This window comes from Micromonospora sp. LOL_024, assembly GCF_048060415.1.
Taxonomy (GTDB): domain Bacteria; phylum Actinomycetota; class Actinomycetes; order Mycobacteriales; family Micromonosporaceae; genus Micromonospora.
On sequence record NZ_JBHMIS010000040.1, the window covers coordinates 1 to 26,504 of the forward strand.

Here is a 26,504-nt window from a genome sequence, read left to right on the forward strand (position 1 = left end):
CCGCACACAGGGGGACGCGGGCACACGCAAGCACCGACAGGCGCCCAAAGACTCAGGAGGAGAAATCCTTCGGGAGGGGCAGACAGCCGCCTCACCGCCGCCGGAATCATGTACAACGACCGACCGGCCCGGGTCATTCCGGATCGCGTCACCCGCCTCGACGGGCCGCCCTCCACGGTCACTCACCCGTGTTCAACGACCCTCGACCACCCGCAATTCCATCCCGCCGCCAGCAAAAACGGACATGGTCGCCAGGCCACCCGCGGCGAGCCGCCCGCGGGTCGGGGTCAGGCGCAGGTCATGGGTCCGGTGCCGGAAGGTCTGGGGTTACCCTGACAGCATGCAGGTTGTCTGCCCCACCTCGACCGGCGTGGCGTACCCGGCCCGGCCCGGCCGCCCCGCCGTGGTGGCCCGGACGTTGGCCGAGTTGCGCGGGCCCACCCGGGGCGTGGTGGAGTTGCCGGTGCGGCTGATGTGGTGCCCGGACCGCGCGTTCGACCTACGTGATCCTGACCAGCTGCTCTGGATGTACGAGAACGTGCTGCGGGAGACCACCAGCGTCGACGACCTGCGCCACCTGGTCAACGGCAGGACGCTGTGTCGGGTGTGGCGGCTGCTCAACCTGCCCCGCGACGTCCAGATGGCGTGGGAGGGCCGCCACCGGGGGCTCCGGTCGGCGTGAGCGAGGCACCTTCGGGGGCACAGGACGGGGAACGGCTTAGAGCCCACCCGCACGAGTTCTACCGCGAGGTGGCCCGGATCGCGTTGACCGTCGCCGGACCACACCGCTTCGTCCTCGGCGGTGGCGTGGCGTGGGCCGCGCATGGTCTGGTCACCCGCCCCACCGAGGACGTCGACCTCTTCGCCGACGTGGAGGGTGCCGCCGCCGCAGCGGCGGCCGGGGTGCAGGACGCGCTACGGACGGCCGGATTCGAGGTGGCCGACGCCGACCCGGACAGCGACCTCGGCGAGGTCTTCGACGGTTTCGACCGGGACATGCGGGACTTCGTGGTCACCCGGGGCGGCCGGCAGATCCGGCTCAGCCTGGCCCGCCTCGACCGGTACCGCAGCCCGGTGGTGATGGATTTCGGACCTGTGATGGACGTGCGGGACCTGATCGCCAACAAGACCGCCGCCCTGGTCAACCGCCGCGAGGTACGCGACTACATCGACGTGGCCTCCGCCCTGAAGGAACGGTCCGTGATCGAACTGCTGGAGCTCGCCCGGCAGCTAGATCCAGCGCTGGACGACGAGGACGTGCGGGCCGTCGGCCGCTACCTCGATCGGCTCCCGGATGGCAGGTTCGCCCGCTACGGCCTCGATCGCGACGACGTCGCCCACATCCGACGGCAGTTGGCCAGCTGGCCCCGTTGAGCAACCGTGCAGCCCGGCCGGGCACCACGCTGCAGCGCAGCATGGCCACACCTGAGACGTTAGAGGGGCCCCTTTCCCCACGCCTCACCTGGTGAAACGGCCGCCGGTCACGCCGAGGACCTCACCGGTGATGAAGCTCGACTCCTGCGAGGCGAAGAAGACGTACGCGGGGGCCAGCTCGGCGGGCTGGCCCAGCCTCCCGATCGGGGGTTTCGGTGCCGAACTGCTCAACCTTCCCCTCCGGCATGGTCGCCGGGATCGGCGGCGTTCAGATCGGCCCAGGGGCGACCGCGTTGACCCGGACGCCACGAGAGACCAGGTCGGCGGCGAGGGCCTTGGTGAAGTTGGCGATCCCCGCCCGATCAACGCGTGGCAGTTGGGCTCCTTGCCGATGTCGCTCCGGACACCATCTCTCCCTATCCTAGGACACTAGATCGCTAGGGGTACGCGGGCTGCGTGTTGACGGGGGCCCGCGCTCTGCCTGAGGCAGGCGCTCCTCGTCCAGACGGGGCATCTTCGGGGCGGCGTTGGGTAACCGCGCGACGCGGACCGCCAACTGTCGGCGGGAGAACGTGAGGAGAGAACCATGCAGCAGGTGCGGCTGTCGGATGTCGAGCTTCAGGTTTACGACGCGGTGGCGGCCCTGGAGTCGCGCGGGCAGGTCCCCTACCCGGACCTGATCGCCCAGGAGTGCGGTCTGACCGAGGAGCAGTTGCGGACTCCGCTGCACCTGCTCCTCGAGAAGAACCTGTTGCACCGCGAGGACTCGCCGATGGCCGGCCTCGACTTCGGCCCCCGGTTCTGCGCCCAACAGTTGGCGTGACCGGCGAGGCGGCGTACGACGAACGGCGACGCCGGCAAGCCCTCGGGGTCGGACTCGTCGCGGCGTTCATGACGCTGCTCGACATCAGCATCGTCAACGTCGCCCTCCCGTCCCTGGAACGTTCCCTACAGGCCAACTCCAGCGACCTGCAGTGGGTGCTCTCCGGCTACGCGCTGGCCTTCGGGCTGGTCCTGGTGCCGGCGGGGCGTTTCGGTGACATCCGTGGCCGCCGCAACGCGTTCGTCTTCGGCGTCGCCCTGTTCACGGTGACCAGCACGCTGGCCGGACTGGCCCGCTCGCCCGACTGGCTGGTCGCCGCCCGGCTGCTCCAGGGAGCCGCCGCGGGTGTGGTGAACCCGCAGGTGACCGGCCTGATCCAGCAGCTCTACCAGGGCGCCGAGCGGGCCCGACCGTTCGGCCTGCTCGGCGCCACCATCGGCATCTCCACCGCGGTCGGTCCCCTGCTCGGCGGCCTGCTGATCGCCGGCGGCGGCCAGGAGCACGGCTGGCGGTGGGTCTTCTTCGTCAACGTGCCGGTCGGCATCGTCGCGGTGATCCTCGGCTGGCGGCTGCTGCCCGCACGGGTCACCGAGCGCAACCCGCAACGCAGACTGGATGCGCTGGGTGTGCTGCTGCTCGGCGTGGGCGTGACCCTTCTGTTGCTGCCGCTGGTGCAACGCGAGCAATGGCAGGGCCCGGAGAAGTGGCTGCTGGTGCCCGCCGGCCTGATCACGCTGGTCTGCTTCGTGCGCTGGGAACGACGGTACGCACGACACGGGCCTCCGATGTTCGACGTCCGCCTGTTCAACCACCAGTCCTACACTCTGGGCTCGCTGATCGCGCTGCTGTACTTCGGTGGCTTCACCGCGATCTTCTTCATCCTCACGCTCTACCTGCAGAACGGGCGCGGCTACAGCGCGCTCGTCGCCGGCCTGGCGATCACCCCGTTCGCGCTCGGATCGGCGGTCGCGTCCGCCGTCGGCGGCCGGATCGTCAACCGGTACGGCCGACCGCTGGTCGCCCTCGGCCTGCTGGCCGTGGTGGCCGGACTCGGCCTGACGGCGCTGGCCGTCGAGCTGGTGCCGCACGCGCCGGTCCCCTGGGTGACCGCCGCACCGCTGCTGGTCGCCGGGTTGGGCAGCGGCCTGGTGATCGCCCCGAACCAGACGCTGACCCTGTCGCAGGTGCCGGTCCCGCAGGCCGGCAGCGGGGCGGGAATGCTCCAGACCGGCCAGCGCATCGGCTCCGCGGCCGGCATCGCGGCCGTCGGGGCGGTTTTCTTCTCCGCGCTGTCCGGCGGGACGGACGCCTGGTCGGAAGCGTTCGAGCGGTCGCTGCTGACCTCCGCCGGGATCATCTCGCTGGCCCTGGTGGCGGCCCTCGTCGACATCTCCCGCCACCGTCGAGCTTATGGCTGACGCGGACGCCCTGGTGCGCGCCGGGGACACCGCTGGCCGGCGCCCGGGGGTACGGGTGCCGGCCAGCGCGTTCCGCCTCCCGGGGGTGAGGTCACACAGACATCACGCTCGTGAGAGGGGCAGGTCACCAGAGCTGGGAGACGATGTCCGCCGACTGCTCCTCCCACTGCGCGTAGTGGAACGGGTACGCGGAGACCTGTACTGTCTGCGCCGCGGTGGTCAGCGGCAGGTCCTGCCAGCCGCCCACGTTCCGCAGGGCCTGGAAGAAGGCCGCCGAGGAGTACTCGGGATCGGTGATCTGTTCCTCGGTGCCCCAGCCGCTGGACGGACGCTGCTGGAACAGGCCCTGTGAGTCGTGGTCGTTGTACGTGCCCAGGTGGCCGAGGTTGTACAGCTTCGACTCCTGTAGGGCGGTGGCGATGCCGATCACCGCGCCCCGCTCACCCACGCCGGTCTTCTTGGCCACCTCGATGATGGTCTTGGCGTTGTCGCGCTGGGCGTTGTCGAGCGGGACGCGCGACTGTGCACCCTGCACGCCGTGCGGGATCAGCTGGTCGCGAGTGGGTTTGCCGGCGTCCGGCTTGTCGGTGGGGCCGCCGGTGGTCAGCCCGGTTTCGACCGTGGTGCCGGTCGTGTTCCGGCCGGTGGCCCGGTCGATTGCCGCCACCGCCCCGGAGTGCGGGCCGGCGGTGATCGGTGCGGCCACGGCCGTGGGGCCGAAGGCGAGTCCGGCGAGGGCGCTCACGCCCACCACGCTCAGCGCGGTCTTCCGGTTCGGGTTCGTCGCGATGGCCGGGAGCCATCGAGTGAAGTCCGGCTTCACGATGGTTGCCCTTTCGATCGGGTCCGAGCCGCTCGGGGTTGAGCCGCTCTGGAGAACTGCAACGGTGGCGGCCGGAGGTGGTGGACCGACGCCTTGGGGGACACAACCCGGCTGGCCCTGTCGGGCATTCCGGATATGCACCTCCGACCACCGGCTGCGATCCGGGTCACCGCACGGACCGGACCGACGGCGACGGACCGGACAGACTCGGGTCAGACGTGATGTGGTGCGCCGAAGCGCACCAGCACGTGCCAAAGTTGCTTGAGGTGCTGCAGGGTGTCCGCCGCCGGCCCCCGGTCGGCCCACCTGCCCGGCTCGGTCACCACCGACGCCGCGGCCCGCCCGACCAGCGCGGCGTGTAGCGGCTCGCCCGGCCGGGCGAACTCGGCGTGCACCCGCGCCACGAACGGCGAGATGGCCGGCCCGCGGAACTCGGCGTCGACCTGCTCCACGGGCAGGGTGAAGCCGGCGCGCCAGCGCAGCGGGAACCCGTACCGGCGGGCGGCGGCGGCCAGGGCGGCCCCGGTGCCGGTGTCGCGGAACGAGGGGTCGACGACCAGGGCCAGCACGTCCCGGCACAGCTGGACGTCGCCGTGGACCTGCGCCTCGATGTGGTCGTCGAAGGTCGGGTGTGGCAGGGACACGGCAGCAGTGTCACGGGGACCGGCATGCCGACGCACCCTGGTTTCGGGTCCGCCGCACGGCCGGGCCGATCAGTGGCCTCGGGCCAGCCAGTTCGGCAGCTGCGGTGCCTCCGCCCCGATCGTGCTGCTGTCGCCGTGACCGGTGTGCACCACGGTCTGTGGTGCCAAGGTCAGCAGCCGGTCGCGGATCGATTCGATGATGGTGCCGAAGTCGCTGTACGAGCGGCCGGTGGCGCCCGGCCCGCCGGCGAACAGGGTGTCGCCGGTGAAGACGAGGTCGAGCGCGGGAGCGTGCAGGCAGCATGCGCCGGGGCTGTGCCCCGGGGTGTGTAGCACGGTCAGCGTGGTGCCACCCACCTCGATGGCCTCGCCGTCATCCAGTTGCCCGCCCGGCGGCTCGTCGGGATGCACCATGTCCCACAGCACCCGATCGGCGGGATGTAGCAGCACCGGAGCGCCGGTGGCGCGGGACAGTTGCGGGGCGACCCGTACGTGGTCGTCGTGGGCGTGGGTGGCGACGATAGCGGTCACCCGGCGGCCGGCCACCAGCTGGAGGATGGCGTCGAGGTCGTGCGGGGCGTCGATCACGACGCACTCGGCGTCGTCGCCGACCACCCAGACGTTGTTGTCGACGTCGAAGGTCTGGCCGTCGAGGGAGAAGGTGCCGGAGGTGACGGCGTGGTCGATCCGGGCGGGCATCAGAAGACCACCACCGAGCGGAGCACGTCGCCGCCGTGCATCCGGGCGAACGCCTCCTCGACGCCGTCCAGCGGAATCTCCTCGGTGACGAAGGCGTCCAGGTCGAGCCGGCCCTGCAGGTAGAGCTCGGTGAGCATGGGGAAGTCGCGGCTGGGCAGGCAGTCGCCGTACCAGCTGGACTTCAGCGCGCCGCCCCGGCCGAAGACGTCGAGCAGCGGCAGCTCCACGCGCGTCTCGGGCGTCGGTACGCCGACCAGCACGACGGTGCCGGCCAGGTCACGGGCGTAGAACGCCTGCTTCCAGGTCTCCGGTCGACCGACCGCGTCGATCACCACATCGGCGCCGAAGCCGCCGGTGGCGGCCTGGATCTCGGCCACCGGGTCGGCCTCGGAGGCGTTGACCGTGTGGGTGGCGCCGAACCTACGGGCCCAGTCGAGCTTGCGGGAGTCGGTGTCCACCGCGATGATCGTCGTCGCCCCGGCGAGCGCCGCGCCGGCCACCGCCGCGTCGCCGACACCACCGCAACCGATCACCGCCACCGAGTCGCCACGGGTCACCCCGCCGGTGTTCATGGCGGCGCCGAGACCGGCCATCACCCCGCAGCCGAGCAGTCCGACGGCGGCCGGCCGGGCGGCCGGATCCACTTTGGTGCACTGGCCGGCGTGCACGAGGGTCTTCTCGGCGAACGCGCCGATACCCAGTGCCGGGGAGAGTTCGGTGCCGTCGGTCAGGGTCATCTTCCGGGCCGCGTTGTGGGTGTCGAAGCAGTACCACGGTCTGCCCCGCCGGCAGGCCCGGCAGACCCCGCAGACGGCGCGCCAGTTGAGCACCACGAAGTCGCCCGACGCGACCGCGTCCACCCCCGCGCCGACCTGCTCGACGATGCCGGCCGCCTCGTGGCCGAGTAGGAACGGGTAGTCGTCGTTGATGCCGCCCTCGCGGTAGTGCAGGTCGGTGTGGCAGACCCCGCAGGACTGCACCCGGACCACCGCCTCGCCGGGGCCGGGATCGGGCACCACGATCTCGGTGACCTCGACGGGCGCTCCCTTGCTGCGGGAGATGACCCCCCTGACCTGCTGGCTCACGTTCTCCTCCTACTCCGCGCCGGCGCGCAGCACCACCGCGCCGCGGCGCCGCTGGCGGCGGCCACGGTCGCGCCCTGCTGGCGAACCTACCGCCGCGATGGCGGATCGGCGCCGCTTCCGGGCGGTCGGTCCGGCTGCGGCCGAACCTACGCGTCGCCGGCGCTCGTTCGGGCGGCGCCGGCCCGGTCGAACCGGAGGCCGGCGTCGGTGAGTCGCCCGTACCGCATCAGCAGCAGGTCACGGAGGTAGTTCTGGTGCAGCCGCCAGGGCGTCCGATCCCCCTGGCGGGGCAGCTTCTCGACTCCGCGTCGCACGTAACCGGAGTTGAGCTCGATCAGCGGGGTGCGCGGGCCCTCGGGTGGGGCGAGCGGGGTGACGACCTGGGTGCCGCTGCGGTCCAGGTGCCGCAGCAGCCGGCACACGTAGCCGGCCACCAGGTCGGCCTTGAGCGTCCAGGAGGCGTTGGTGTACCCGACGGTCATGGCGAAGTTCGGCACCCCGGAGAGCATCATTCCCTTGTACGCGACGGTTCCCGCCGGGTCGACGTCGACGCCGTCGACCCGCAGCGTCAGGCCGCCCAGCGCCAGCAGCTCCAGCCCGGTCGCGGTGACGACCACGTCGGCCGGCAGTTCCCGGCCCGAGGCGAGTCGCACGGCCTGCCCGGTGAAGGTGTCGATGGTGTCGGTGACCACCTCGGCACGCCCGTCGGACAGGGCGGCGAACAGGTCACCGTCGGGCACCACGCACAGTCGCTGGTCCCACGGGTCGTAGCGGGGCGTGAAGTGGCGGTCGACGTCGTAGCCGGCCGGCAGCCGCCGGGTGACGGCCCGGCGCAACAGCCCCCGTACCAACCTCGGCGCACGCCGGCTGATCTGGTAGGTCGCGGTGGCGAGCAGGACGTTCTTCCACCGCACCACCGGGTACGCCAGGCGGGGCGGCAGCAGCCGCCGCACCGTGTCGGCGAGCACGTCGCGCGAGGGCAGCGCCAGGACGTACGTGGGCGAGCGTTGCAGCATGGTCACCCGGGCGGCCCGCCCGGCCAGCGCGGGTACCAGGGTGACGGCGGTGGCACCGCTGCCGATCACCACCACCTGGCGACCGGTGAGGTCCAGGTCGGCCGGCCAGTGTTGCGGGTGCACCATCCGTCCGGCGAACCGTTCCTGGCCGGGCAGGCGCGGTCTGTGGCCGGTGTCGTAGCGGTAGTAGCCGGTGCAGGCGTACAGGAAGGCGCAGGTGAGAACGACGGTGTCGGCGGTGTCGTCGCGCCGGGCGTGCACTGTCCAGCGGGCCTGCCGGCCGTCCCACTCGGCCCGCACGACACGGTGCCGGAACCGGATGTGGCGGGTCACGTCGTGCTCGTCGGCGGTGCGGCGCACGTACTCACGGATCGTCCCGCCGTCGGCGAGCGCCTTCGGGGCGGTCCACGGCGCGAACGAGTACCCGAGAGTGAACATGTCGGAGTCGGAGCGCACGCCCGGGTAACGGAAGAGGTCCCAGGTGCCGCCGACCGCGCCGCGGGCCTCGAACAGCGCGTACGTCTTGTCGGGGCAGCGGCGTCGCAGGTGACAGGCGGCGCCGACGCCGGACAGCCCGGCACCCACGATGAGCACGTCGACGTGGTCCATCTGATCTCCCGCCCGCGCAGTGGTGCCCCGGACCCTATCCGGCGACGAGGGCCGCCGCCGCATCGAGCAGGGCGATCTCGGCGGGAGTCTGGGTGGGATTGGCCCGGCGAGATGGACGCTCTGGGGGGACACCGCGGGTAGCCGGGCTGTGCCACCCTGGAATGACGACGGCAGCCGCCGGAGGTGATGGTCACGTTACGCACGCACGAACTCGTTGCCGTGCCGGACATCCCACCACTCGAGATCGACGCTCCCGTCGGCGCGACGGTGGCCCTGGTCGCCGGGCCACGCCTGGGCACGGCCGTGGCCCGGGTGGTGGTCGGGCTGTCCGCGCCGGTCGCCGGCCGGATCCTGGTCGGCGACCGCGACGTCACCGACCTCCCGCCGCTGCGCCGCCGCATCGGTTACGTCCCCGCCGGCAGCGCCCTGCTGCCCCACCTCACCGTCGGACGCAACATCTCCTACGGCCAGCGTCGGCGCCAGCGGGTACGCGACGTCGCCGACGACTGGGCCGCGGTCCTCGTCGACCGGCTCGAACTCGCCCCGACGCTCGGCCTGCGCCCGCATCTGCTCTCCGAGTCGCAGCGATTCCGGGTCGCCCTCGCCCGGGCCATGGCCTGCCTGCCCGAGGTGCTGGTGGTCGACCTGCCGGCCCCCGTCGACGGAGTGCGTCTGGGTGACCTGGTCGGCCGGTTGTCCCCGCCGGACTCCCCCGGCGTGACGGTGCTGCTCTGCTCGGCCGACGACGAGGTGCTGGCCGACGTGACGAACCGGGTCGAGGCGGACCGCGCGGTGCGGCCGTGACAGCCCGCCGGCTCCGCCGCCGCACCCTGTTACGCGCCGCGGCGGCCACCGTCGCCGCAGCCGGCGCCGGTGCTTGTGGACGCGGACAACGGTCGGTGCAGGTGGCGGTGGTCTGGGCCGGAGGCGAACTGGCCAGGTTCCGTGAGGTCGTCGCCGACTACCCCACGCCGGTACAGGTGATCGGGGTGGGCAACGACATCGACGCGTTCCTGGTCGCTCGCCAGTCCGCCGGCACCACCCCGGATGTGGCGATCCTGCCCCGCCCGGGACTGGTCGTCGAGTACGCCCGGCGTGGCTGGCTCAGCGAGGTGACACCTGCGGACAACTACACCGCGCCGGCCGGCATGACCAATCTGCTCAGCGTCGACGGCCGCCGCTACGGCGTGTGGACGAAGGCGGCGTACAAGTCGCTTTTCTGGCATTTCCCGTCGATGCTGGCCGAGCCGCCGAGGACCTGGGACACCCTGGTCACGGCGACCCGCCAGCTCGGCGCACGACACCGGGCGGGCGCTGGCCCGGCGCCACTGGCGATCGGCGCCGCCGACGGCTGGGTTCTCACCGACTGGTTCGAGAACGTGCTCGCCGACGTCGCCACCGCTGACCTGTATGAGGCCCTGGCCCGGGGCGAGGCCGACTGGCGGGACCCGCCGGTCGGGTACGCGCTGGACCGACTCGCCGAACTGTGGAGCGTCGACGGCGCCTTCCCGGGCGGCGGGCGGCGAGCCCTGCTGACCCAGTTCGAAGAGTCGATCATCCAGGTGGTGCACCACCGCGACGCGGTCATGGCGTTCGAGGCCGACTTCGTCGACGCGGTCGCCGCCCGGTTCCGTCGCGGCATCGAACCACTGAGCACGTTTAGGTTTCCCGGCGGCCGGGCGGCCAGCCAGCCACTGATCGTCGGCGGGGACGCGGCGGTGGCGTTCGCCGGATCAGCAGGCGGGGTGGAGTTGGTGCGCTGGCTCAGCGACGCGGCGGCCTTCCGGCCGTGGCTGGACGCCGGCGGGTACCTCTCCCCCAACCTCGCCGTGCCCCTGGCCAACTACCGCGACCCGCTGCGCCGGCAACTGGCCGCCGAGCTGCGCGCCGCCGAGAAGGTGCAGTTCGATCTCTCCGACCGACTGCCCGGAACCTTCACCGGCACCGACGGGGTGGGGATCTGGCGGATCATGCAGGACTTCTTCATGGATGTGACCGATGGGGTGACTGCTCAGGTGGCGGTCCACCGGGCCACCGGCCAGCTTGCCGAGGAGGCGCGGGCGACGGGGGGTGAGCGGTGAGCCGGGCGCCGCTGCTCGGCGAACTGGCGGTGCTCGACGACGTGGGGCCGCCCCGGCGCGGCCGGGCATACCCCGCCGCCGGGATCACCTGGGCGCTGCTGACGCCGGCGGTGCTGCTGCTCGGCGGGCTGCTGGCCTGGCCCGTGCTGCGGACGGCGCAGGCCAGCGTCACCACCGAGGGTCGCTGGGTGGGTGCGGAACACTACCGCGCCGCCCTCTCCGCCCCGGGCACCGGTGCGACGGTGGGACGCACCCTGCTGTGGGCGCTGCTCGTTCCGACGGTGGTGACGGTGCTGGGCTACCTGCTCGCCGCGGCCTCCCGGCGTTCCCAGGAGGGCTGGCTGGTCCGGTTCATTCTGGTGGTGCCGACCGCGCTGCCGCTGGTGGTCACCGGCGTGACCTTCCGACTGCTCTACGACCCGGATCCGCAGCGCGGGCTGGCCACCCTGCTCCTTGCCCGGCTCACCGGACGGCCACCGGAGCAGGTGCCGCAGCTGCTCGGGCCGGACCTGGTCACGGTGGCCGTGATGTCGGCGTTCGTGTGGGCCTGGGTCGGGCTGGCCATGCTGGTGTTCCGGGCCGCCCTCGACGCGCTGCCGACCGGTCTCGTCGACGCGGTACGCGCCTACGGCGGTACCCGCCGCGACGTGCTCTGGGACGCGCAGTGGCGGCCGCTGCTGCTGCGTACGGTCGCGGTGGTCTTCGCCCTGGTCGCGGTCGGCACCAGCCGCACCTTCGACCTGATCCTGGTGATGACGCCCGGCTCGGTACGCGACGAGGCGTCGGTGCTCTCGCTGCGAATCTGGCAGACCTCCGGCGCGACGACCACCGGTGAGGGCGCCGCCCTGGGGGTGATCTGGTTGGTCGCGGTGACCGCCGGCATGCTTGTGGTGGCGCTGTTCGTCCGCCAGGCGTGGCCGCCGCCCCAGCAGCCGGCCGGTGCCGCCGTCGGCGCACCACCGCCGCGGCGAACGGTCCGGCTGCTGGCTGCGGGCGCGGCCGTGGCCTGGTTGCTCCCGCTGGGTGTGCTGGCGGCCACCTCGTTGCAGAGTCCGGTACGGGCGGCCACCGGAAGTTGGTGGTCCGGTCCGCCGAGTACCGATTCCTACGAGGTCGTGCTCACCGGCGGGGAACTGTGGCGCAGCCTCGGCTTCACGCTCGTGCTCGCCACCCTCGTCACCGCCGTGGTGCTCGGTGTCGCGCTGCTCGCCGCGTACCCGCTGGCCTGGCTGACCGGGCCGGCCGCCCAGGCCACCGGGCTGGTGCTGATGGCCGCGGTGGTCGTCCCGGTCCAGGTGATCGCCGGTCCGCTCAACGAGGTGCTCGGCTTGGCGCTCTCCTCCGGCACAGCTCGGGGGGCGGCTCTGGTACACATCGCGTTGGGTGTCCCGTTCGCCGTGCTGGTGCTGCGAAACTCCTTCGCCGATCTGCCGGCCGAGCAGGTGCGCGGTGCCCGGTTCGACGGCCGGCGGTGGTGGGGCACGCTGCGCCGGCTGGCCCGGCACAACCGCACCGCGGTGGTGGCGGTGGTCGTACTGGAGTTCGTGCAGGTCTGGAACGATCTCGTGGTGGGGTTGCTGTTCAGCGGCCCGGACGCCGCCACGCTCGGGTTGTTTCTCGCCGGGCAGACGCGTGGCTTCGTCGCTGGCAGCGGCACGCTCGCCGCCGGTTGCGTGCTCGCCTCGATCCTGCCCGTCCTGGTGTTCGTGCTGGCCCGCCGGCAGGTCGTCGCAGGGCTGGTCGCCGGGGGCGTGCGGTGACGCCGCGGCGGCGCAGCCGCCGTCCGCGTCCGTTGAGCGTGCTGCTCGCCGTCGGTGGGATGGCCGGCGCCGCGATCAGCGCCGTGCTCGGCAACGTCACCGGCAACCTGCTCTCCGAGCTCTCCGTCACCGTCCTCGGCTCGGCGAGCCTGGGTCTGGCGGTGATCGGGGTGGCCGCCTCGTTTCTGGTGGAGTGGCGCCGCCACCAACGGGAACAGTCGCCCACCGACGACGGTGTGGCCCCGGCTACCAGCAGCGCGCCCACGCTGCCCTGGCCGGCCGGGTTCACCGGCCGGCGCGGGCAGGCGGAGGCCGTGGTGGCGATGTTGGCTCCGGAACATGCGGTGGCGGTGGTGGGTCGCCGCGCGGTGGGCACGTCGTGGTGCGCGGTCCAGGCGGCGAACCTGAGCCGGACCGACTTCCCCGACGGGCAGTACTACCTTGACCTGCGGCGCGGTGGCCGGGCCCGTTCGCCGCAGGAGGTCCTGATCGCGCTGGCCCGCATCCTCGGCACCGTCGCGCCGCGCTCAGGCAGCCCAGACGATCTCGCCGACGCCGCGGACGAGCTGCGCGGCCAACTCGACGGCCGCAAGGTGCTGCTGGTGCTCGACAACGTGGACAGTCCGGCCCAGGTCCGGCAGCTGCTGCCGCCGACCGCCCGGACCTGCCGGTTGTTGCTGGCCGGCACCGGACGGCTCGCCGCGCTCGACGGGGTGGTCGCGTACTGGCTGGCCGAACCGGACGTCGATGACGCGGTGGAGATGTTCGCCGACGCCGGTGCCGCCACGGCGGTCGTCCGGTCCCGCCGGCCCGACCCACGCACCGACCCGGCGGTACGGGCCATCGTGGAGTCCTGCGGGCGGCAGCCGCGGGCGGTGACCGAGCTGGGGCGGCGCACCGCCCAGCATGGCTGGCGGCACACCGACGTGCTGCACGCGCTGCGCCGCGCCGCCGACACACCCCCGCACCAGCGGGCCGGCGTCTCGCCGGTGACGGGTCTGGTCATCGCCCGGGACACCGCCTACCAGGCACTGACCCGCGAGGCCCGCCGACTGTTGCGGCTGCTGTCACTCAGCCCGGTGCCGCTGGACCGTGCGACCATCGCCGCGCTCGCCCGCCGCCGGCCGTACCGGGTCGCGGCGCTGCTCGACGAACTCGCCGACGCGGCCTTCGTGGTCGGCGCACCGGGCGACCGGTACGAGGTCCGGCCGCTGCTCGCCCCGTACGCCCGGGTACACCTGCGGGAGGCCGAGCCGGTGCACCGCCGGGTCAGCGCCCAGGCCCGACTGACTCGGCACCTAACCAGCCGGGCCGAACAGCACGTCGTCGGGCTGGCGGTGGCCGCGGGGGCGCTGGACCGGGACCACCGGCTGCCCGACGACGACCCGTACGGCTGGTTCGATCTCCACCAGGAGTTGCTGCTGGCGGTGGTGAAGGTGCCGGCCGGTGCCGTGGAGACGCTGCCGCGCCGGGTGCGGGGCTGGTGGTTCCGGCTGGCTGTGGCGCTGTGCGGCTGGCTCGCCCACGCCGAGCGGCTGGGCGAGTGGGAGGAGGTGTGCCGGACCGTGCTGGCCAACCCGACCTCCCAGGACCGACCGGAGATCGCCGGTTGGGCGCACAACGAGCTGGGGGTGCTGCGCCGCCGCCGGCACGACCCGTACGGTGCGGTGGCCGCGCTGAGCCTCGCGGTGGCCGGGCGGGGCCGCCGGGGCACCGCCCAGGCACGGATGAACCTGGGCCTGGCCATGCTCGACCTTGGCCGGACAGCGGAGGCGGTGGAACATCTGGAGCTGTCCCGCCGGCACCGCGCGGGCGCCGACCGGGCCGGGCAGGCGCTCAGCGACCTGGGGCTGGGTGCGGCCAGGCTCGCGCGGTGCGAGCTGGAGGCCGCCCACGACCTGCTGGTCCGTGCCGCCAACACGTTCCGCTCGCTCGGTAACTCGCGCGGCCACGCGGCGGCGCTGACCAACCTCGTACTGGTGCACTCGGCGATGGGCGAGCACCTCGACGCGGCGCAGGCGCGGCGGGCGGCGTTGCGCGAGTACGAGTCCGTGGGCGATCCGACCAACCGGGCGGTGGCGCTGCTCAATGCGGGAGCGACGCTGCTGGGTACGACGCCGGGTCAGGCCCGACAGGCGTACACGCTGCTCTCCGAGAGCCGGCGGTTACGCGAGGGCGCTCGCCCCGATGCCGGGCTGGGACGAACACTGCTCCACCTGGGCGACGCGGCGGCGGCGCTGGGCGACGCCGCCGAGGCCCGCCGACACTGGGCGGATGCGGCGGTGATCTGCGAGGCGGCGGGCGACGACGACGGCCGGCAGGCCGCCGACGCCGGCCTGAACGGGGCCCGCTTCCCGCAGCGGCATCTGGGCTGACGGGCGGATCGGCCGTCGATTCGGCGTCTCTCGTGCCTGAACAGCCTCGACGCCACTCGTTGCCGATCACCGCAGCGCGGTGGCAGCGGCGGCGACGATCGCGATGCCCTCGTCGATGGCCGAGGCGGCGTTGGCCGCATAGCCCAGCACCAGGCCCGGCTGGTATGGCCGTTGGCAGTGCCAGGACAGCGGCTGCACCTTCACCCCTCGGGTCAGCGCCGCCGCCGCCAACTCCGTGTCGCCAACGTCGTCGTCCAGGGTGACCGTCAGGTGCAGCCCGGCCGCCGCGCCGTGCACGGTGGCGCCGGGCAGGTGCCGTGCCAGGGCGGCGGTCATCGCGTCCCGTCGGTGCACGTGCCGTCGCCGCAGCTGCCGCAGCTGCCGTTCCAGCGTCCCGGAGGTGATCAGCTCGGCGAGGACCAGTTGTGGCAGGACGGCGTTGCCCAGGTCGGCGTTGCGTTTGGCGGCCACCACCGCCTCCCGGTACCGGTCAGGTACCAGCAGCCAACCGATCCGCAGCGCCGGGGCGAGCAGCTTCGACACGCTGCCGGTGTAGCAGACCTGCTCGGACATGGTTCCCCGCAGCGCGGGCACCGGCGGGCGGTCGTAGCGGTGTTCGGCGTCGTAGTCGTCCTCGATGACCAGGCCGCCCGCCCGCGCCCATTCGGCGAGCTGTCGACGCCGCTCGCCGTCGAGCACCACACCGGTCGGGAACTGGTGCGCCGGGGTGAGCATGACAACCGACACCTCGCTGGCCGCCAGCACGTCTACCCGCACGCCCGCCGCGTCCACCGGGATCGGCACGGTGTCGAGCCGCCAGTTGTCGAGATGCTGGCGGACGCCGAGCGACCCGGGCTCCTCCACGCCGAGGGCGGTGATGCCCTCCTCGCGCAGCGCCTGGGCGAGCAGGCCGAGCGCCTGCGACACCCCCGTCGTAATGATCACCTCGGCCGGGTCGACGCTGATTCCCCGGTTGCGGGCCAGCCACCCGGCGACGGCCCGGCGTAACGTCGGCGTCCCACGCGGGTCGCCGTAGCCGAGATTCGATGCCGCCAGCCGCCCCAACACGGCCCGCTCGGCGCGCAGCCAGGCCGTGCGGGGAAACGCCGCCAGGTCGGGTACGCCGGGCGTCAGGTCGATCCGCGCTCGGATGGTGCGTACGGCGTCGAAGATGTCCGGGCCGGGCACCGACGCGAACAGGCCGGCCGGATCCGGGGCGGTGGCGGCGTCGGACGGCACGGCCGTGGTTGCCGCCGCCACGGGGAGAGCGACGACCACGGTGCCGCCGCGGCCCCGGCCCGCCACGTGCCCGTCCTCCATGAGCCGCTGGTACGCCTCGACCACCATGCCCCGCGAGACCCCCAGGTCGGCGGCGAGTACCCGGGTGGCGGGCAGTCGGGAGCCGACCGGCACCACGCCACCGGCGATCGCCAGACGCAGCCGGTCGGCGAGCCAGGCGGCCCGGCCACCCGCCGGTGCCTGGCCGATGTCGAGGTGCAGGAAGTCCGACCCGACGTGCCGAGTGGTGACCACCCACCACATCATCGAGGACCGGTCGCTCTTTCCGCACCTGCGCCGGGCCGACGCCGTCACAGCTGGTAGAAGCGGCGATATCGACGGATCAGACGCCACTGCGCCAACACCGCCGCGAGAGTCAGGAGCATCATCACCAGGGTCGCCGCGGCCGCGTAGCCGTACCGCAGGTACTCGAAACCGGTCTGGTAGACGAACAGCGACAGATAGGTCGTGGCGTACGGCGGCGGGCCGCCGTCGGTCACCACGAACGCCGGCACGAAGGTGAAGTGCAGGCTGGCGACGGCGTCGCGCACCGCCAGCAGGGTCAGCACCGGCGCCATCAGCGGCAGGGTGATCCGGCGGAACACGTCCCAGCCGGTGGCGTCCTCGACGGCGGCCATCTCGTACACGTCGCGGGGCAGTGCCCGCCGGGCGGCCAGCAGCACCACGAAGGTCTCCCCCACGGTGAACAGGCTCATCAGGATGATCCCCGCGCGAGCGCTGGTCGGATCCGTCAACCACTGCGGCGGGGTACGCCCCAGCGCGGTCAGCCCGTGCTCACCGCCGACCCGCAGCAACTGGTTGATCGGCCCGTACAACGGGTTGAACAGCCACAACCAGAGCAGGCCGTAGGCGATCTCCGGCACCGCGGTGGGCAACAGCGCCACGGTGCGGGCGGTGCCGACGCCGGGAGCACGGCGGTGCAGCAGCAGCGCCAGGCCCAGCGCCATCAACACCCGCAACGGCACCGCCACCAGCGCGAACACCACCGAGTTCAGCAGCGCGACCCGGAAGATCGGATCGTCGACCAGGGCGGTGAAGTTGTCCGACCCGACCCAGGACGGCGCACGCAGCAGGTCGTAGTCGGTGAACGCCATGCCCAGCGTGACCAGCGCCGGCAGCAGCACCAGCACCACCAGACCGACCAGGTACGGCGTCAGCATCAACGCCAACTGCCGCCGCGAACGGGTGTCCGGTCGACTCACGGGCCACACCGGAGGCCGGAACCGACCTGGAACACGTGCGTGTCCGCCCAGCGCACATGGAGGCGTACCGTCGCGCCCCGCTGCGGTCGACGGACGGCCGGCACCCGGGCGACCACCGGCTGCCCGGCGGCCAGGCTCAGGTAGGCGTAGGCGTCCTCGCCGATCACCTCGACCCGGTCGACGGTGGCAGGCGTGCCCTCGGCAGAGTCGAGGACGACCGCCTCGGGGCGGAAACCGATCTCCAGCGGCCCGTCCGGCATCGCCGGCACGTCCCCACTGGGCCGCATCGGGCCGTCGGCCGGCAACAGATTCATCGCCGGCGAGCCAACGAAACGGGCCACGAAGGTGCTCGCCGGGGTACGCCAGATCTCCTCCGGGGTACCGACCTGCTCGACCCGGCCGTCCCGTAGCACCGCGATCCGGTCGGCGAGCACCAGCGCCTCGGTCTGGTCGTGGGTGACGTGCACCATGGTCGCGCCGATCCGGTCGTGCAGGGCCCGCAGCTCGGCCCGCATCTCCGCACGCAGCGTAAGGTCCAGGTTTGACAGCGGCTCGTCGAGCAGGAAGACGTCCGGTTCCCGGACCAGCGCCCGCGCCAGGGCCACCCGCTGGCGTTCGCCGCCGGAGAGCTGCCCCGGCCGGCGGTCCAGCAGCCCGGCGCAGCCCACCGTCTCGGCCGCCGCCCGCGCCCGCTGGCGGGCCTCGCCGCGCGGGGTGTCGCGCACCTCAAGACCGAAGGCGATGTTCTCCACCACGGTCAGGTGCGGAAACAACGCGTACGACTGAAAGACCATCGACACGTTGCGCAGACCCGGCCGCTGGCCGGTGACGTCCCGGCCGGCGATGTGCACCCGCCCGGCGGTGACCGGTTCCAGCCCGGCGACCACGCGCAGCACCGTCGACTTGCCGGCGCCGGAGGGCCCGAGCACCACCAGCAGTTCACCGCGGGAGACGGTCAGGTCCACCTCGTGCAGCACGGTGGTGCCACCGTACGCCGCGCTGACACCGTCCAGGAGCAGGCCACTCACCCGTCCTCCCCGCGAGCGAAGATCGGCCGGCTCTTGGCGTCCAGCTCGCGGATGACGTCGTCGAGCTTGTCGCCGCGGTGCACGGCATTTTCCAGGATGCCGTAGCTGAGGTCCTCGATCTCTGGCCAGGTGGAGACGGTCGGCAGGGCCCGGACGGTGGGGATGGCGTCGAGGAAGACCTGAGAGTTGCGGGGCGGCCGGTCCGGGTCCAGGAACGCCGGTGAGCGGGACACCTCCACGTGCGAGGGCACCGTACGCCCGGTCGCGGCGATGATCCGCTGCCCCGCCTCGTCCATCGCGTACTCCATGAACCGCCAGGCGGCGTCCTTGTTCTTCGATCCCCGGGTCATGCAGTACGCGTCGGAGTGCAGCACCCCGACCTGCTGCCGGTAGACCGGCAACGGCGCCACGTCCCACTCGAAGCCGGTGATGGTGCGGAAGTTGGTGGTGGCCCGACGGGAGGTGAGCAGCATCGCGAGTCGACCGTTGAGGAAACGGGACTCGTCGTCCTCGGCCTCCACCTCCGCGTCGCTCGGCACCACCCCGTACGCCAGCCGCAGGTCGATCAGGTTGCGCAGCGCCTCCCGGGCCGCCGGGCTCTCCAGCGCCAGCCGGGTCGGCCGCTGCGGGTCGTCGACGATCTCACCGCCGTTGGACCAGACCAGCGGGGCGAGCCGGATGATGGACGGTTCCACCCCGAGCCCGTGCACGGCGGGCAACCGGGCGGCACCCTCGGCCTCGGTGCCCTTGATGACCAGACCCCGGTCGTCGCGGGTCATCAGGGTGGCGGTGCCGAGCAGGTCGTTCCAGGTCCAGCCGGCCGTCGGCTCGGGCACACCGAACTTTGTGAACAGGGTGCGGTTGTAATAGACGGCGAGGCTGGACACGTTCTGCGGCAGGCACAGCTGGGCGCCGTCCCACCTGAACGCCTCCATCGCCACCGGGTAGTAGTCGGCCGGGTCGAGGACCGACGAGGCGGCGATCCGCTCGTCCAGCGGCTCGACCACGCCCTTGGCCGCGAACTGCCCGTAGAAGCGGTAGTTCATCAGGAAGACGTCCGGTGGCGCTCCCCCGGCGACCGAGGTGGCCAGGCGGGCCAGCAGGTCCTTGCGGTCGCTGGCCTCGATCAGTTGGATCCGCTCGCCGGGCCGGGCCTCCTGGTACGCCTCGATCAACGTGCGGTAGGCGCCCAACTCCTCCGGTGCGCCGAACACCAGCAGCTTGACCGGGTCGCCGGTCGACGGGCCGCCGCCGGAGCCGCAGCCGGTGACGGCCAGCGCCGCGCAGAGCGCGAGGGCTAACAGGAGTCTCGGTCTCACGATGGTCATCCCTCGGATCAGTCGTCGTGGTTCAGGAAACGCCGCTGGGCCAGAGCGAAGACCACCAGCGCGGGTACGGTGGCGATCACCGCCCCGGCCAGGAAGACAGGGAAGTTGGTGGGGTCGAGCAGCGACAGTGACCGCAGCGCGAGCGGCAGGGTGAACAGGTTCCGGTCGTACACGTAGATCAACGGATCGAGGAAGTTCGACCAGGTCAGCACGAAGGTGAGCGCGGTCAGGCCGGCCGTCACCGGCCGTACCAGCGGCAGCGCGACCCGCCACCAGGTGCGCAGCGGCGACAGGTCCTCCACCAGGCAGGCGTCGTAGAGTTCGGCCGGCAGTGCCCGGAATGCCAGGTAGTAGACCAGGACGTAGAGCGGCGAGGTGCCCAGTAGCGCCGGGGCGATCAGGGGTACGAGGGTGTCGGTCAGGCCGAGCAGACGGAAGATCGCGAAACGCGGCACGAGCAGCGCGGTCGCCGGCACCATGAGCGCGACCAGGGAGGCGGCCACCACGACGGCGGAGACGCGCGGGGCGATTCGGGCCAGCGCGAAGCCGGCCAGCGAGGCGACCAGCACACTCAGCGGCACCGCGGCGACCGCGACCAGCACCGAGTTGAGCGAGGCGCGCAGCAGTCCGCCGAGGTCGAGGGCGCGCTCGTAGCCGGTGGTGGACAGCGGGTCGGGCACCAGTTGCGGCGTGGGCGCGGGCGGCAGTCCGGGCTCGGTGAGGGAGCCCGCGACCAGCAGCAGCAGCGGCGGCACGAAGACCAGGATGACGAAGGCCGCGCCGAGCGTACGCCCCAGCCGGGCGGCCCGCTCGGGCAGCGGTGAGGGGCCGCGGATGCGGCCCCTCACCGACAGGTTGGCGATGGTGGTGTCCCTTACCTCAGGTTGAGCTTCCAGGCACCCAGACCGTGCGAGGCGGCGTAGAGGATCCGCTCACCCGGCACGATGGTCAGCCCGGCCACCTCGACGTTCGGCATCCGGCCGGCCGCCTTGGTCCACGAGGTCCTGCCCTTGGGCAGCAGCAGTACGCCGAAGTCGGTGGAGGCGTACAGGTCGCCGGTGACGTCGTCGCGGACCAGGTCGGTGATCGGCTGGTCGCCGAAGTCGTACGACCGGTCGGTCCAGGTGGCCGCGCTGCCCGTGGCCTTCACCTCGAACGCGTGCCCCAGCGTGGTCGGGGTGTTCGAGCCGTAACCGCTGTAGGAGATCCACGCCCGCACCGGGTCGGCCGGATCGATGTGGATGCTGGTGACGAAGCGGTTCGGTGTGGCGGCGGTGTCGATCCGGGTCCAGCTCACCGCGGCGGCCGGCTCGGCGTCGGCGTTACGGGTCACGAAGACCCGGCCGGTGCTGGTGGCCGCCCAGGCGGTGGAGCTGTCGGAGTCGACCCGCTGGATCACCGAGACCGCACCGCCGGCCCGGTCGCCCCACCCGGCGCCGGTCAGGTTCGTGGTGCCCATCGGCTCCCAGTCGCCGCAGTCCTCCTCGTAGGTGCCCGTCCAGGAGTTGCAGATCCGGTTCGCCTCTTCCAGGCTGCGGTCGCCCAGCCCGAAGGTCTTGGTGCGGTACGCCGACAGGCCGGTGCCGGCGAACATGGTGCCGCTGACCTTGGGGTCGCTGATCACCGGGGCGTAGAACAGGCTGCCCGGCTGGCCGTAGATCGGGTCGGCGGTCCAGATCCAGCTGGCGATGTCGCCCTCGGCGAAGCTCACCTCCGGCGAGACGTCGTAGTAGGTGTGGAACCGGAAGTCGGGCCGGGCGACGTCCCAGCCGGAGGCGCCACCGTCACCGATCATCGTGTTGACCCAGCGCTGACGCTGCCCGTTGTTCTCCCAGGTACCGTTGTCCTGGGTGCCGCCCTGCAGCAGGTCCACGTCGTGCGGGCTGACCGAGAGGCTGATGAACTGCAGGGTGTTCATGCCCTTGTTCACCCCCTCCAGCTTGGTGGGGATCTTCGACAGCATCTGCCGGCAGCGGTCCAGCCGCGCCTGGGTGGTCAGCCTGCGGTCCGGGTCGTCGCACCAGGCGGACCGGTCGACGAACTGGCCGCTGGAGCGCATCACGCCGCCGTCGCTGGCCTCGAAGAACTGGTACGGGTTGCGGGGGTTGGTGACCAGGTCGTGCTGGTCGGGGTGCAGGCCGTTGGGGTGCAGCGCGTCGGTGCCGTCGTAGGTCATGTCGGTGCCGCTGACCCCGGCGTCGGTGGACAGGACGACGGCCCGCTTGTTGGCCACCGTCTCGCCGTAGGAGTAGGAGCCGCCGGTGTAGACCATGTCCGGGTGCCCCTCGGGGGTGTGCACGAACACGTCGTACCAGCACTGGCCGGTGCACTGGTTGTAGGTGGCGTAGCCCGGGTCGGCCGGGTTGGAGCTGGTCAGGTCGGTGAAGGTGGGCCCACCGGCGGCGACGTCGTCGCTGCGGAACAGCCGCGAGTACGGGTTGCCGGTGTTGCCCTCGTAGACGTACATCCGGGTTTTGCCGCCCGGCAGCGCGGTCACGTCGATCGCCGCCCGGGTCTGGAACATCGCGGCGTTGAGCGACGGCTTGATCTGCGTCCAGGTCGCGCCGGCATCCGACGAACGCCACACACCCCGGCCGTACGAGGAGGCGTAGACGATGTTGGCGTTGCGCGGGTCGAGCTTGACCTGGCGTACCCCGCGCGGTGAGCAACTTGCCGTGTTGTTGTACTCGGCGGCGCTGCCGGTGCAGGTCGTGGCGTCGGCCGAGCCGTTGTGGATGAACTTCCAGCTCTTGCCGCCGTTGGTGGACTTGTACAGCCCCCACTTCTCGGCGTCCGGCACCGGTCGGGTCACGCCTGTGCAGCAGGAGCTGGACATGCCGCGCAGGGCTGTGGTGGTGGCCACGTAGAGCGTCTTCGGGTCACCGGGTTTGATGGTGATCTCACCGATGCCCTTGCCCGCGAGAACGTTCTTGCCGAGCGGGCCGGACCAGGTCAGGCCGCCGTTGGTCGACCGGTACAGGCCGACGCCGGCCACGCAGCCGGAGCCGCAGGTGTTGGCCTCGCCGGTGCCGACGTAGATGGTCAGGCCGGTCCGGTCGTTGCGGTCGATCGTCACCGCGCCGGCGGCGTTGATGCCCAGCGGGCCGCCGAGGTAGAACCACTTGGGCGTGGCGGCGAGGATGTTCAGGGTGCCCCAGACGCCACCACCGGCCGGGGTGACGTACGCCCGGCAGAGCAGCTTGTTGCAGTCCGGGCTGATGTCGATGGAGGTGACCCGGCCGCCGGCGACGTACTCGTTGGGCACGTAGTTGAAGGCGTTGCGGTACTCGGTGAACGGGTAGAGCGCCTCGCTGGGACCGACGTTGGTCCACTGGCTGCTGCCCTTGAATCGCCGGTCGGCCGCCGTGTAGGCCGCCCTCGACCGGTCCTGTTGGGCGACGGTGATGGCGTCGGCGGGGTAGGCGCGTTCCAGGAACGCCTGTTGCGCGGCGCCGCCCGGCCCGTCGGGCGACATGCCGCCGTCGCCGGGGACGGCTCGGCGCAGCCGCTCCAGGTGGGTGCCGAGCGCGTTGGGCATCTCGCCGCCGACCGCGACGGGCACCGGCACCTCGGCGCCGGCATAGTGGATTCCGACGAGACCGGTCGACGCCACAAGGGCACCGACGGCCAGACCTACGAGCAGATGGCGACGTCTACGCTTCACGAGGGTCCCTCCGGCAGGACGGCGTCACCGCAGCGCGGCACCCGGATTGGCGACCGTCGCTGGCAGCGTCCAGGGTGGAATATGTCAGAGGCAGTCTCCAGAGGCAATATGCCTGTTGCACAGAACATCGACCGGCGGGCCGGCTCGGCCGTACCTCGGCTCGTCGAGCTCGCATTTGTCCTTCTCCCCAAGAGCCGCTAGGCACACAGATCGGCAGGGACCCGGTTCGGGACGGTCAGCGGGGGCGGAGGACAATGGGCGGTCGGAGTCGGAGTCGAGGGGGGGACGTGGCGGAGGGCGAAGTGGCGGGCGGCGAGCTGCGCGCCGACTGCGCCCGATGTTTCGGCCTCTGCTGTGTGGCCCCCGCCTTCGCCGCGTCGGCCGACTTCGCGATCGACAAGCCCGCCGGCCGCCCCTGCCGTAACCTGCGCACCGACTTTGCCTGCGGCATCCACACCGAGCTACGCGAACGAGGTTTCCCCGGCTGCACCGTCTTCGACTGCTTTGGAGCGGGCCAGCGGGTCGCCCAGGTCACCTTCGGCGGGCGGGACTGGCGTGCCGCGCCCCGGACCGCCCGGCAGATGTTCGACGTCTTCGCGGTCATGCGTCCGCTGCACGAGCTGCTGTGGTACCTCACCGAGGCGCTGGCGCTACGACCGCCGGCCGGGCTGCGCGAACAGTTGTCCGCCGCGATCGCCGAGACCGACCGAATTGCCTCCGGTGACCCGCAGGCGCTGCTGACCCTCGACGTCGACGCCTACCGGGGAAAGGTCAACCCGCTGTTGGCGCGTGCCGCGCAGCTGGCCCGCGAAAGCGATGGCGCCGGTGCCGACCACCGCGGTGCCGCACTGGTCGGCCGCGACCTGCGCCGCACCGCGCTGCGTGGGGCGAACCTGCGGGGCGCGCTGCTGGTCGGGGCCGACCTGCGCGGCGTCGACCTGACCCGAGCCGACCTGACCGGCGCGGACCTGCGCGCGGCCGACGTGCGCGGCGCCGACCTGACCGCCGCGCTCTTCCTGCACCAGTCGCAGGTCGAGGCGGCCCGCGGTGACCGGCAGACCCGTCTACCGGCGCGGATCGTCCGGCCGACCCACTGGTCCGACCTACCGCTCGCCCGCCACCGCTGACGCCGGCCCTGCCAACCGCGCTCCCACGTGGACGTCCGGACCCGCGGTGTCGCCGGGCCGGGCGTCGTCGCCAGCGGCGGCCGTACGCACGCAGATGTCGTACACCTCGTCGTGATCCTCGTCCCGGTACGGCCGGATCACCGGCCCCGGGAGCCGCCCCGTCGTGTCCATGCTCGGCATCGGCCCGGCGGTCAGCGGCGGGCCGATGTGCCGGCCCGGGCCTCGGTCATCCCCTGGTTGGCGAGCGCGTCGGCACGCTCGTTCTCCGGGTGCCCGTTGTGCCCCTTCACCCACAGCCAGGTGATCCGGTGCCGGGTACCGGCCGTCTCCAGCCGCTGCCACAGGTCCGCGTTCTTCACCGGCTGCCTGGCGGCGGTCCGCCAACCATTGCGTTTCCAGGACGCCAGCCAACTGGTGATGCCGTTACGCACATACGTGCTGTCGGTGTACAGCTCCACCGTGGCCGGCCGGGAAAGGCTCTCCAGCGCCTCGATGGCGGCGGTCAACTCCATCCGGTTGTTGGTGGTCGGGTCCGCCTCACCGCCGCAGAGTTCACGCTCGTGAGAGCCGTAGCGCAGCACGGCACCCCAGCCACCCGGGCCAGGATTGCCGCTACACGCGCCGTCGGTCCAGATCCGCACCACCCGGCCAGCAGCCTCGTCCACCATGGGGGCAAATCTACCGAAGCCTCGCCGAGGAGTTCCCCGGCGGTGTCACGCGACCGGCGGTCGTGGCAGGCGCCATTCTCGGCCGCCGTCGGCAGCCGGACGGTCGGCACCGACGACGGGAGGCGGCGCCGCCCAGTTCGGGCGCTGCGACGGGGCGAGCCGATCGCGTAGCCGGCCGGCGCCGTCCGCCACGGTGGCGGTGAGCATCGGTCGCAGCCGGGTGGAGCGCATCACCGCCAGGTCCTCGGCCACGGTGGTCTGACCGTCGAGAAAGCGCAGCACCCGCTGCGCCGGATTACGGTCGAACAGCCGGACGAAGAACTCCGGGCCGTCGACCAGGCCACGGTCCAGCGCCCGCAACGCGACCGCGTCCATCCATCGGTGCCGGCGGGGATACGCGGACGACGGCACCGGCGGCCGGCCGGCAGCCACCGCCCGGGCCACCTGCTCGGCCTGACGGTGCATCGCAGAGAAGGTGAAGCCGGTCGACGGGCGAGTCGCACCGCCGGCCGTGCCGAGGCGTACCACCCGAGGTGAGGGACGGGCCGCGAAAGGGCCATCGGTCATCGGGATGACACCGTTCTCGACCTCGGTGACGGTGAGCCGGGTCGGGTCGAGACCGAGCAGGTCCCGGTATCCGGCCAGCGCCGCGTCGTACGCCGCCCCGGTGAGCAGGTTCGGTGAGAACTCGGTGTACTCGACCAGCGCGTACCGGCTGTCGACCGGCAGCACGTAGCCGAACGACACACCTCTGGCTGGCTGCGGGGTGCGGAAATCCATCAGGACCGCCCGGCCCGGGTCGAAGACGGCACGGTCGGCGGTCAGCCACCAGCCCCGGAAGTGCTGCAACCAGTTCGTGCGCCCGGCTCGGCGCGGTGGTCGCGGCCGGGAATCCAGCACCCAGCGGGCCCGCAGCACCGGCCGGTCGGCACCGGTACGCACCAGCACGCGCGCACCGTCGTCATCGAGAGCCTCGGCGGCGGCGGCGATCCGCCGCACGCCGAGGCGCCGCTCCGCCTCGGCGGCCCGGTCGTAGATCGGGCCGGAGCGCAGCATCGCGTACCGCAGCGGTGCGAGTTGCAGCGCCCGGTGCACGCCCGGAGTGATCACCTCGACCTGCGACCAGCTGACACTGAGCAGATCGTCCAGGTCGTTGCCCGGATGACCCCAGAAGGCCCACGTCCGGTCCTGGCCACGTCGACGCACCGGATCGACGACGGCGATCCGCAGGTCACGGACACCGTGCCGGTCCAGTGCGGCCAGCACGAGTGAGGCGGCACCGCCCCCGCCGACCAGGGCGAGGTCGACGTCGACCGGCACGGAACTCACCCGATCACGCTACCCGCCAGAAGGAGGCCCATGTTGACGCCTCGGATATGGGAGGGGCCCCTGCTCAACAACAGAACAACAGGAGCCCGACCGGCTGCCGACGCCGGGGGCGGGGGACGCCGTTGGCCGGCACTCGTGGGTGCCGGCCAGCG

Annotated in this window: 22 protein-coding genes and 2 pseudogenes; 9 read left to right on the forward strand and 15 right to left on the reverse strand. The window is 72.3% G+C overall.

Going from position 1 to position 26,504, the window contains the following annotated elements:
- The first annotated feature begins 340 nt into the window (after positions 1–340).
- Positions 341–682, forward strand: a complete 342-nt coding sequence (locus ACFHWY_RS25030; RefSeq protein WP_416582707.1) for a hypothetical protein — start codon at positions 341–343, stop codon at positions 680–682.
- Positions 679–1,374, forward strand: a complete 696-nt coding sequence (locus ACFHWY_RS25035) for a nucleotidyl transferase AbiEii/AbiGii toxin family protein (protein ID WP_416582708.1) — start codon at positions 679–681, stop codon at positions 1,372–1,374. The genes ACFHWY_RS25030 and ACFHWY_RS25035 overlap by 4 nt, the downstream gene beginning before the upstream one ends.
- 84 nt (positions 1,375–1,458) lie before the next feature.
- Here the strand turns inward: ACFHWY_RS25035 and ACFHWY_RS25040 are convergent.
- A pseudogene (locus ACFHWY_RS25040) lies at positions 1,459–1,735 on the reverse strand (SDR family oxidoreductase); the annotation flags it as partial.
- 225 nt (positions 1,736–1,960) lie between these two features.
- Here ACFHWY_RS25040 and ACFHWY_RS25045 point away from each other — a divergent pair.
- On the forward strand, positions 1,961–2,197 hold the full coding sequence (locus ACFHWY_RS25045; RefSeq protein ID WP_416582709.1) for a hypothetical protein: 237 nt from the start codon (positions 1,961–1,963) through the stop codon (positions 2,195–2,197).
- The gene (locus tag ACFHWY_RS25050) at positions 2,194–3,615 is read left to right on the forward strand and encodes an MFS transporter (RefSeq protein WP_416582710.1); all 1,422 of its coding nucleotides are present in this window, start codon (positions 2,194–2,196) and stop codon (positions 3,613–3,615) included. The genes ACFHWY_RS25045 and ACFHWY_RS25050 overlap by 4 nt, the downstream gene beginning before the upstream one ends.
- Before the next feature lie 124 nt (positions 3,616–3,739).
- On the opposite strand, the gene ACFHWY_RS25055 is transcribed toward ACFHWY_RS25050, so the two are convergent.
- The 5 genes and pseudogenes from ACFHWY_RS25055 to ACFHWY_RS25075 all read right to left on the reverse strand — a co-directional run.
- On the reverse strand, positions 3,740–4,438 hold the full coding sequence (locus ACFHWY_RS25055; protein ID WP_416582711.1) for a hypothetical protein: 699 nt from the start codon (positions 4,436–4,438) through the stop codon (positions 3,740–3,742).
- 212 nt (positions 4,439–4,650) lie between these two features.
- Positions 4,651–5,082, reverse strand: coding sequence for a DUF3626 domain-containing protein (locus ACFHWY_RS25060; RefSeq protein ID WP_416582712.1), 432 nt, complete (start codon positions 5,080–5,082; stop codon positions 4,651–4,653).
- Positions 5,083–5,151: 69 nt separating this feature from the next.
- Positions 5,152–5,781 carry an MBL fold metallo-hydrolase gene (locus ACFHWY_RS25065; RefSeq protein ID WP_416582713.1) on the reverse strand — a complete coding sequence of 210 codons (630 nt, stop codon included), beginning with the start codon at positions 5,779–5,781 and terminating at the stop codon, positions 5,152–5,154.
- On the reverse strand, positions 5,781–6,866 hold the full coding sequence (locus ACFHWY_RS25070; protein WP_416582714.1) for an S-(hydroxymethyl)mycothiol dehydrogenase: 1,086 nt from the start codon (positions 6,864–6,866) through the stop codon (positions 5,781–5,783). The genes ACFHWY_RS25065 and ACFHWY_RS25070 overlap by 1 nt, the downstream gene beginning before the upstream one ends.
- A gap of 154 nt (positions 6,867–7,020) precedes the next feature.
- Positions 7,021–8,491, reverse strand: a pseudogene (locus ACFHWY_RS25075) (flavin-containing monooxygenase); the annotation flags it as partial.
- Positions 8,492–8,677: 186 nt separating this feature from the next.
- On the opposite strand from ACFHWY_RS25075, the gene ACFHWY_RS25080 reads away from it, so the two are divergent.
- The 4 genes from ACFHWY_RS25080 to ACFHWY_RS25095 are packed head-to-tail and all read left to right on the forward strand — an operon-like array spanning position 8,678 to position 14,707.
- A complete protein-coding gene (locus ACFHWY_RS25080; RefSeq protein WP_416582715.1) occupies positions 8,678–9,295 on the forward strand; it encodes an ATP-binding cassette domain-containing protein in 618 nt (205 codons plus the stop codon).
- A complete protein-coding gene (locus tag ACFHWY_RS25085; protein ID WP_416582716.1) occupies positions 9,292–10,572 on the forward strand; it encodes an ABC transporter substrate-binding protein in 1,281 nt (426 codons plus the stop codon). The genes ACFHWY_RS25080 and ACFHWY_RS25085 overlap by 4 nt, the downstream gene beginning before the upstream one ends.
- Positions 10,569–12,332: an ABC transporter permease subunit gene (locus ACFHWY_RS25090; RefSeq protein WP_416582717.1), complete on the forward strand. Its 1,764-nt coding sequence runs from the start codon at positions 10,569–10,571 to the stop codon at positions 12,330–12,332. Before ACFHWY_RS25085 ends, ACFHWY_RS25090 begins: the two co-directional genes overlap by 4 nt.
- Positions 12,329–14,707, forward strand: coding sequence for a hypothetical protein (locus tag ACFHWY_RS25095; RefSeq protein WP_416582718.1), 2,379 nt, complete (start codon positions 12,329–12,331; stop codon positions 14,705–14,707). The genes ACFHWY_RS25090 and ACFHWY_RS25095 overlap by 4 nt, the downstream gene beginning before the upstream one ends.
- A gap of 66 nt (positions 14,708–14,773) precedes the next feature.
- On the opposite strand, the gene ACFHWY_RS25100 is transcribed toward ACFHWY_RS25095, so the two are convergent.
- The 6 genes from ACFHWY_RS25100 to ACFHWY_RS25125 are packed head-to-tail and all read right to left on the reverse strand — an operon-like array spanning position 14,774 to position 23,228.
- Positions 14,774–16,240, reverse strand: a complete 1,467-nt coding sequence (locus tag ACFHWY_RS25100) for a PLP-dependent aminotransferase family protein (RefSeq protein WP_416582719.1) — start codon at positions 16,238–16,240, stop codon at positions 14,774–14,776.
- A 56-nt stretch (positions 16,241–16,296) separates the two neighbouring features.
- The gene (locus ACFHWY_RS25105; RefSeq protein WP_416582736.1) at positions 16,297–17,166 is read right to left on the reverse strand and encodes a carbohydrate ABC transporter permease; all 870 of its coding nucleotides are present in this window, start codon (positions 17,164–17,166) and stop codon (positions 16,297–16,299) included.
- A gap of 38 nt (positions 17,167–17,204) precedes the next feature.
- Positions 17,205–18,236, reverse strand: coding sequence for an ABC transporter ATP-binding protein (locus ACFHWY_RS25110; protein WP_416582720.1), 1,032 nt, complete (start codon positions 18,234–18,236; stop codon positions 17,205–17,207).
- Positions 18,233–19,558 (reverse strand): ABC transporter substrate-binding protein, encoded by a 1,326-nt coding sequence (locus ACFHWY_RS25115; protein ID WP_416582737.1) that lies wholly within the window; start codon positions 19,556–19,558, stop codon positions 18,233–18,235. Before ACFHWY_RS25115 ends, ACFHWY_RS25110 begins: the two co-directional genes overlap by 4 nt.
- A gap of 14 nt (positions 19,559–19,572) precedes the next feature.
- The gene (locus ACFHWY_RS25120; RefSeq protein WP_416582721.1) at positions 19,573–20,412 is read right to left on the reverse strand and encodes a carbohydrate ABC transporter permease; all 840 of its coding nucleotides are present in this window, start codon (positions 20,410–20,412) and stop codon (positions 19,573–19,575) included.
- Positions 20,413–20,438: 26 nt separating this feature from the next.
- The gene (locus ACFHWY_RS25125; protein ID WP_416582722.1) at positions 20,439–23,228 is read right to left on the reverse strand and encodes an exo-alpha-sialidase; all 2,790 of its coding nucleotides are present in this window, start codon (positions 23,226–23,228) and stop codon (positions 20,439–20,441) included.
- 287 nt (positions 23,229–23,515) lie between these two features.
- Here ACFHWY_RS25125 and ACFHWY_RS25130 point away from each other — a divergent pair, with 287 nt between their 5' ends.
- Entirely contained in the window at positions 23,516–24,355 is an 840-nt protein-coding gene (locus tag ACFHWY_RS25130) for a pentapeptide repeat-containing protein (RefSeq protein WP_416582723.1), read from the forward strand.
- Here ACFHWY_RS25130 and ACFHWY_RS25135 read toward each other — a convergent pair.
- From ACFHWY_RS25135 to ACFHWY_RS25145, 3 genes are read right to left on the reverse strand one after another with little or no spacing between them, the layout of a single operon-like run.
- Positions 24,332–24,526, reverse strand: a complete 195-nt coding sequence (locus ACFHWY_RS25135) for a hypothetical protein (RefSeq protein ID WP_416582724.1) — start codon at positions 24,524–24,526, stop codon at positions 24,332–24,334. The genes ACFHWY_RS25130 and ACFHWY_RS25135 overlap by 24 nt on opposite strands.
- Positions 24,527–24,546: 20 nt before the next feature.
- Positions 24,547–25,023: a ribonuclease HI gene (gene rnhA / locus ACFHWY_RS25140; RefSeq protein ID WP_416582725.1), complete on the reverse strand. Its 477-nt coding sequence runs from the start codon at positions 25,021–25,023 to the stop codon at positions 24,547–24,549.
- 45 nt (positions 25,024–25,068) lie between these two features.
- Positions 25,069–26,352 (reverse strand): lycopene cyclase family protein, encoded by a 1,284-nt coding sequence (locus ACFHWY_RS25145; protein ID WP_416582726.1) that lies wholly within the window; start codon positions 26,350–26,352, stop codon positions 25,069–25,071.
- Positions 26,353–26,504 lie beyond the last annotated feature (152 nt).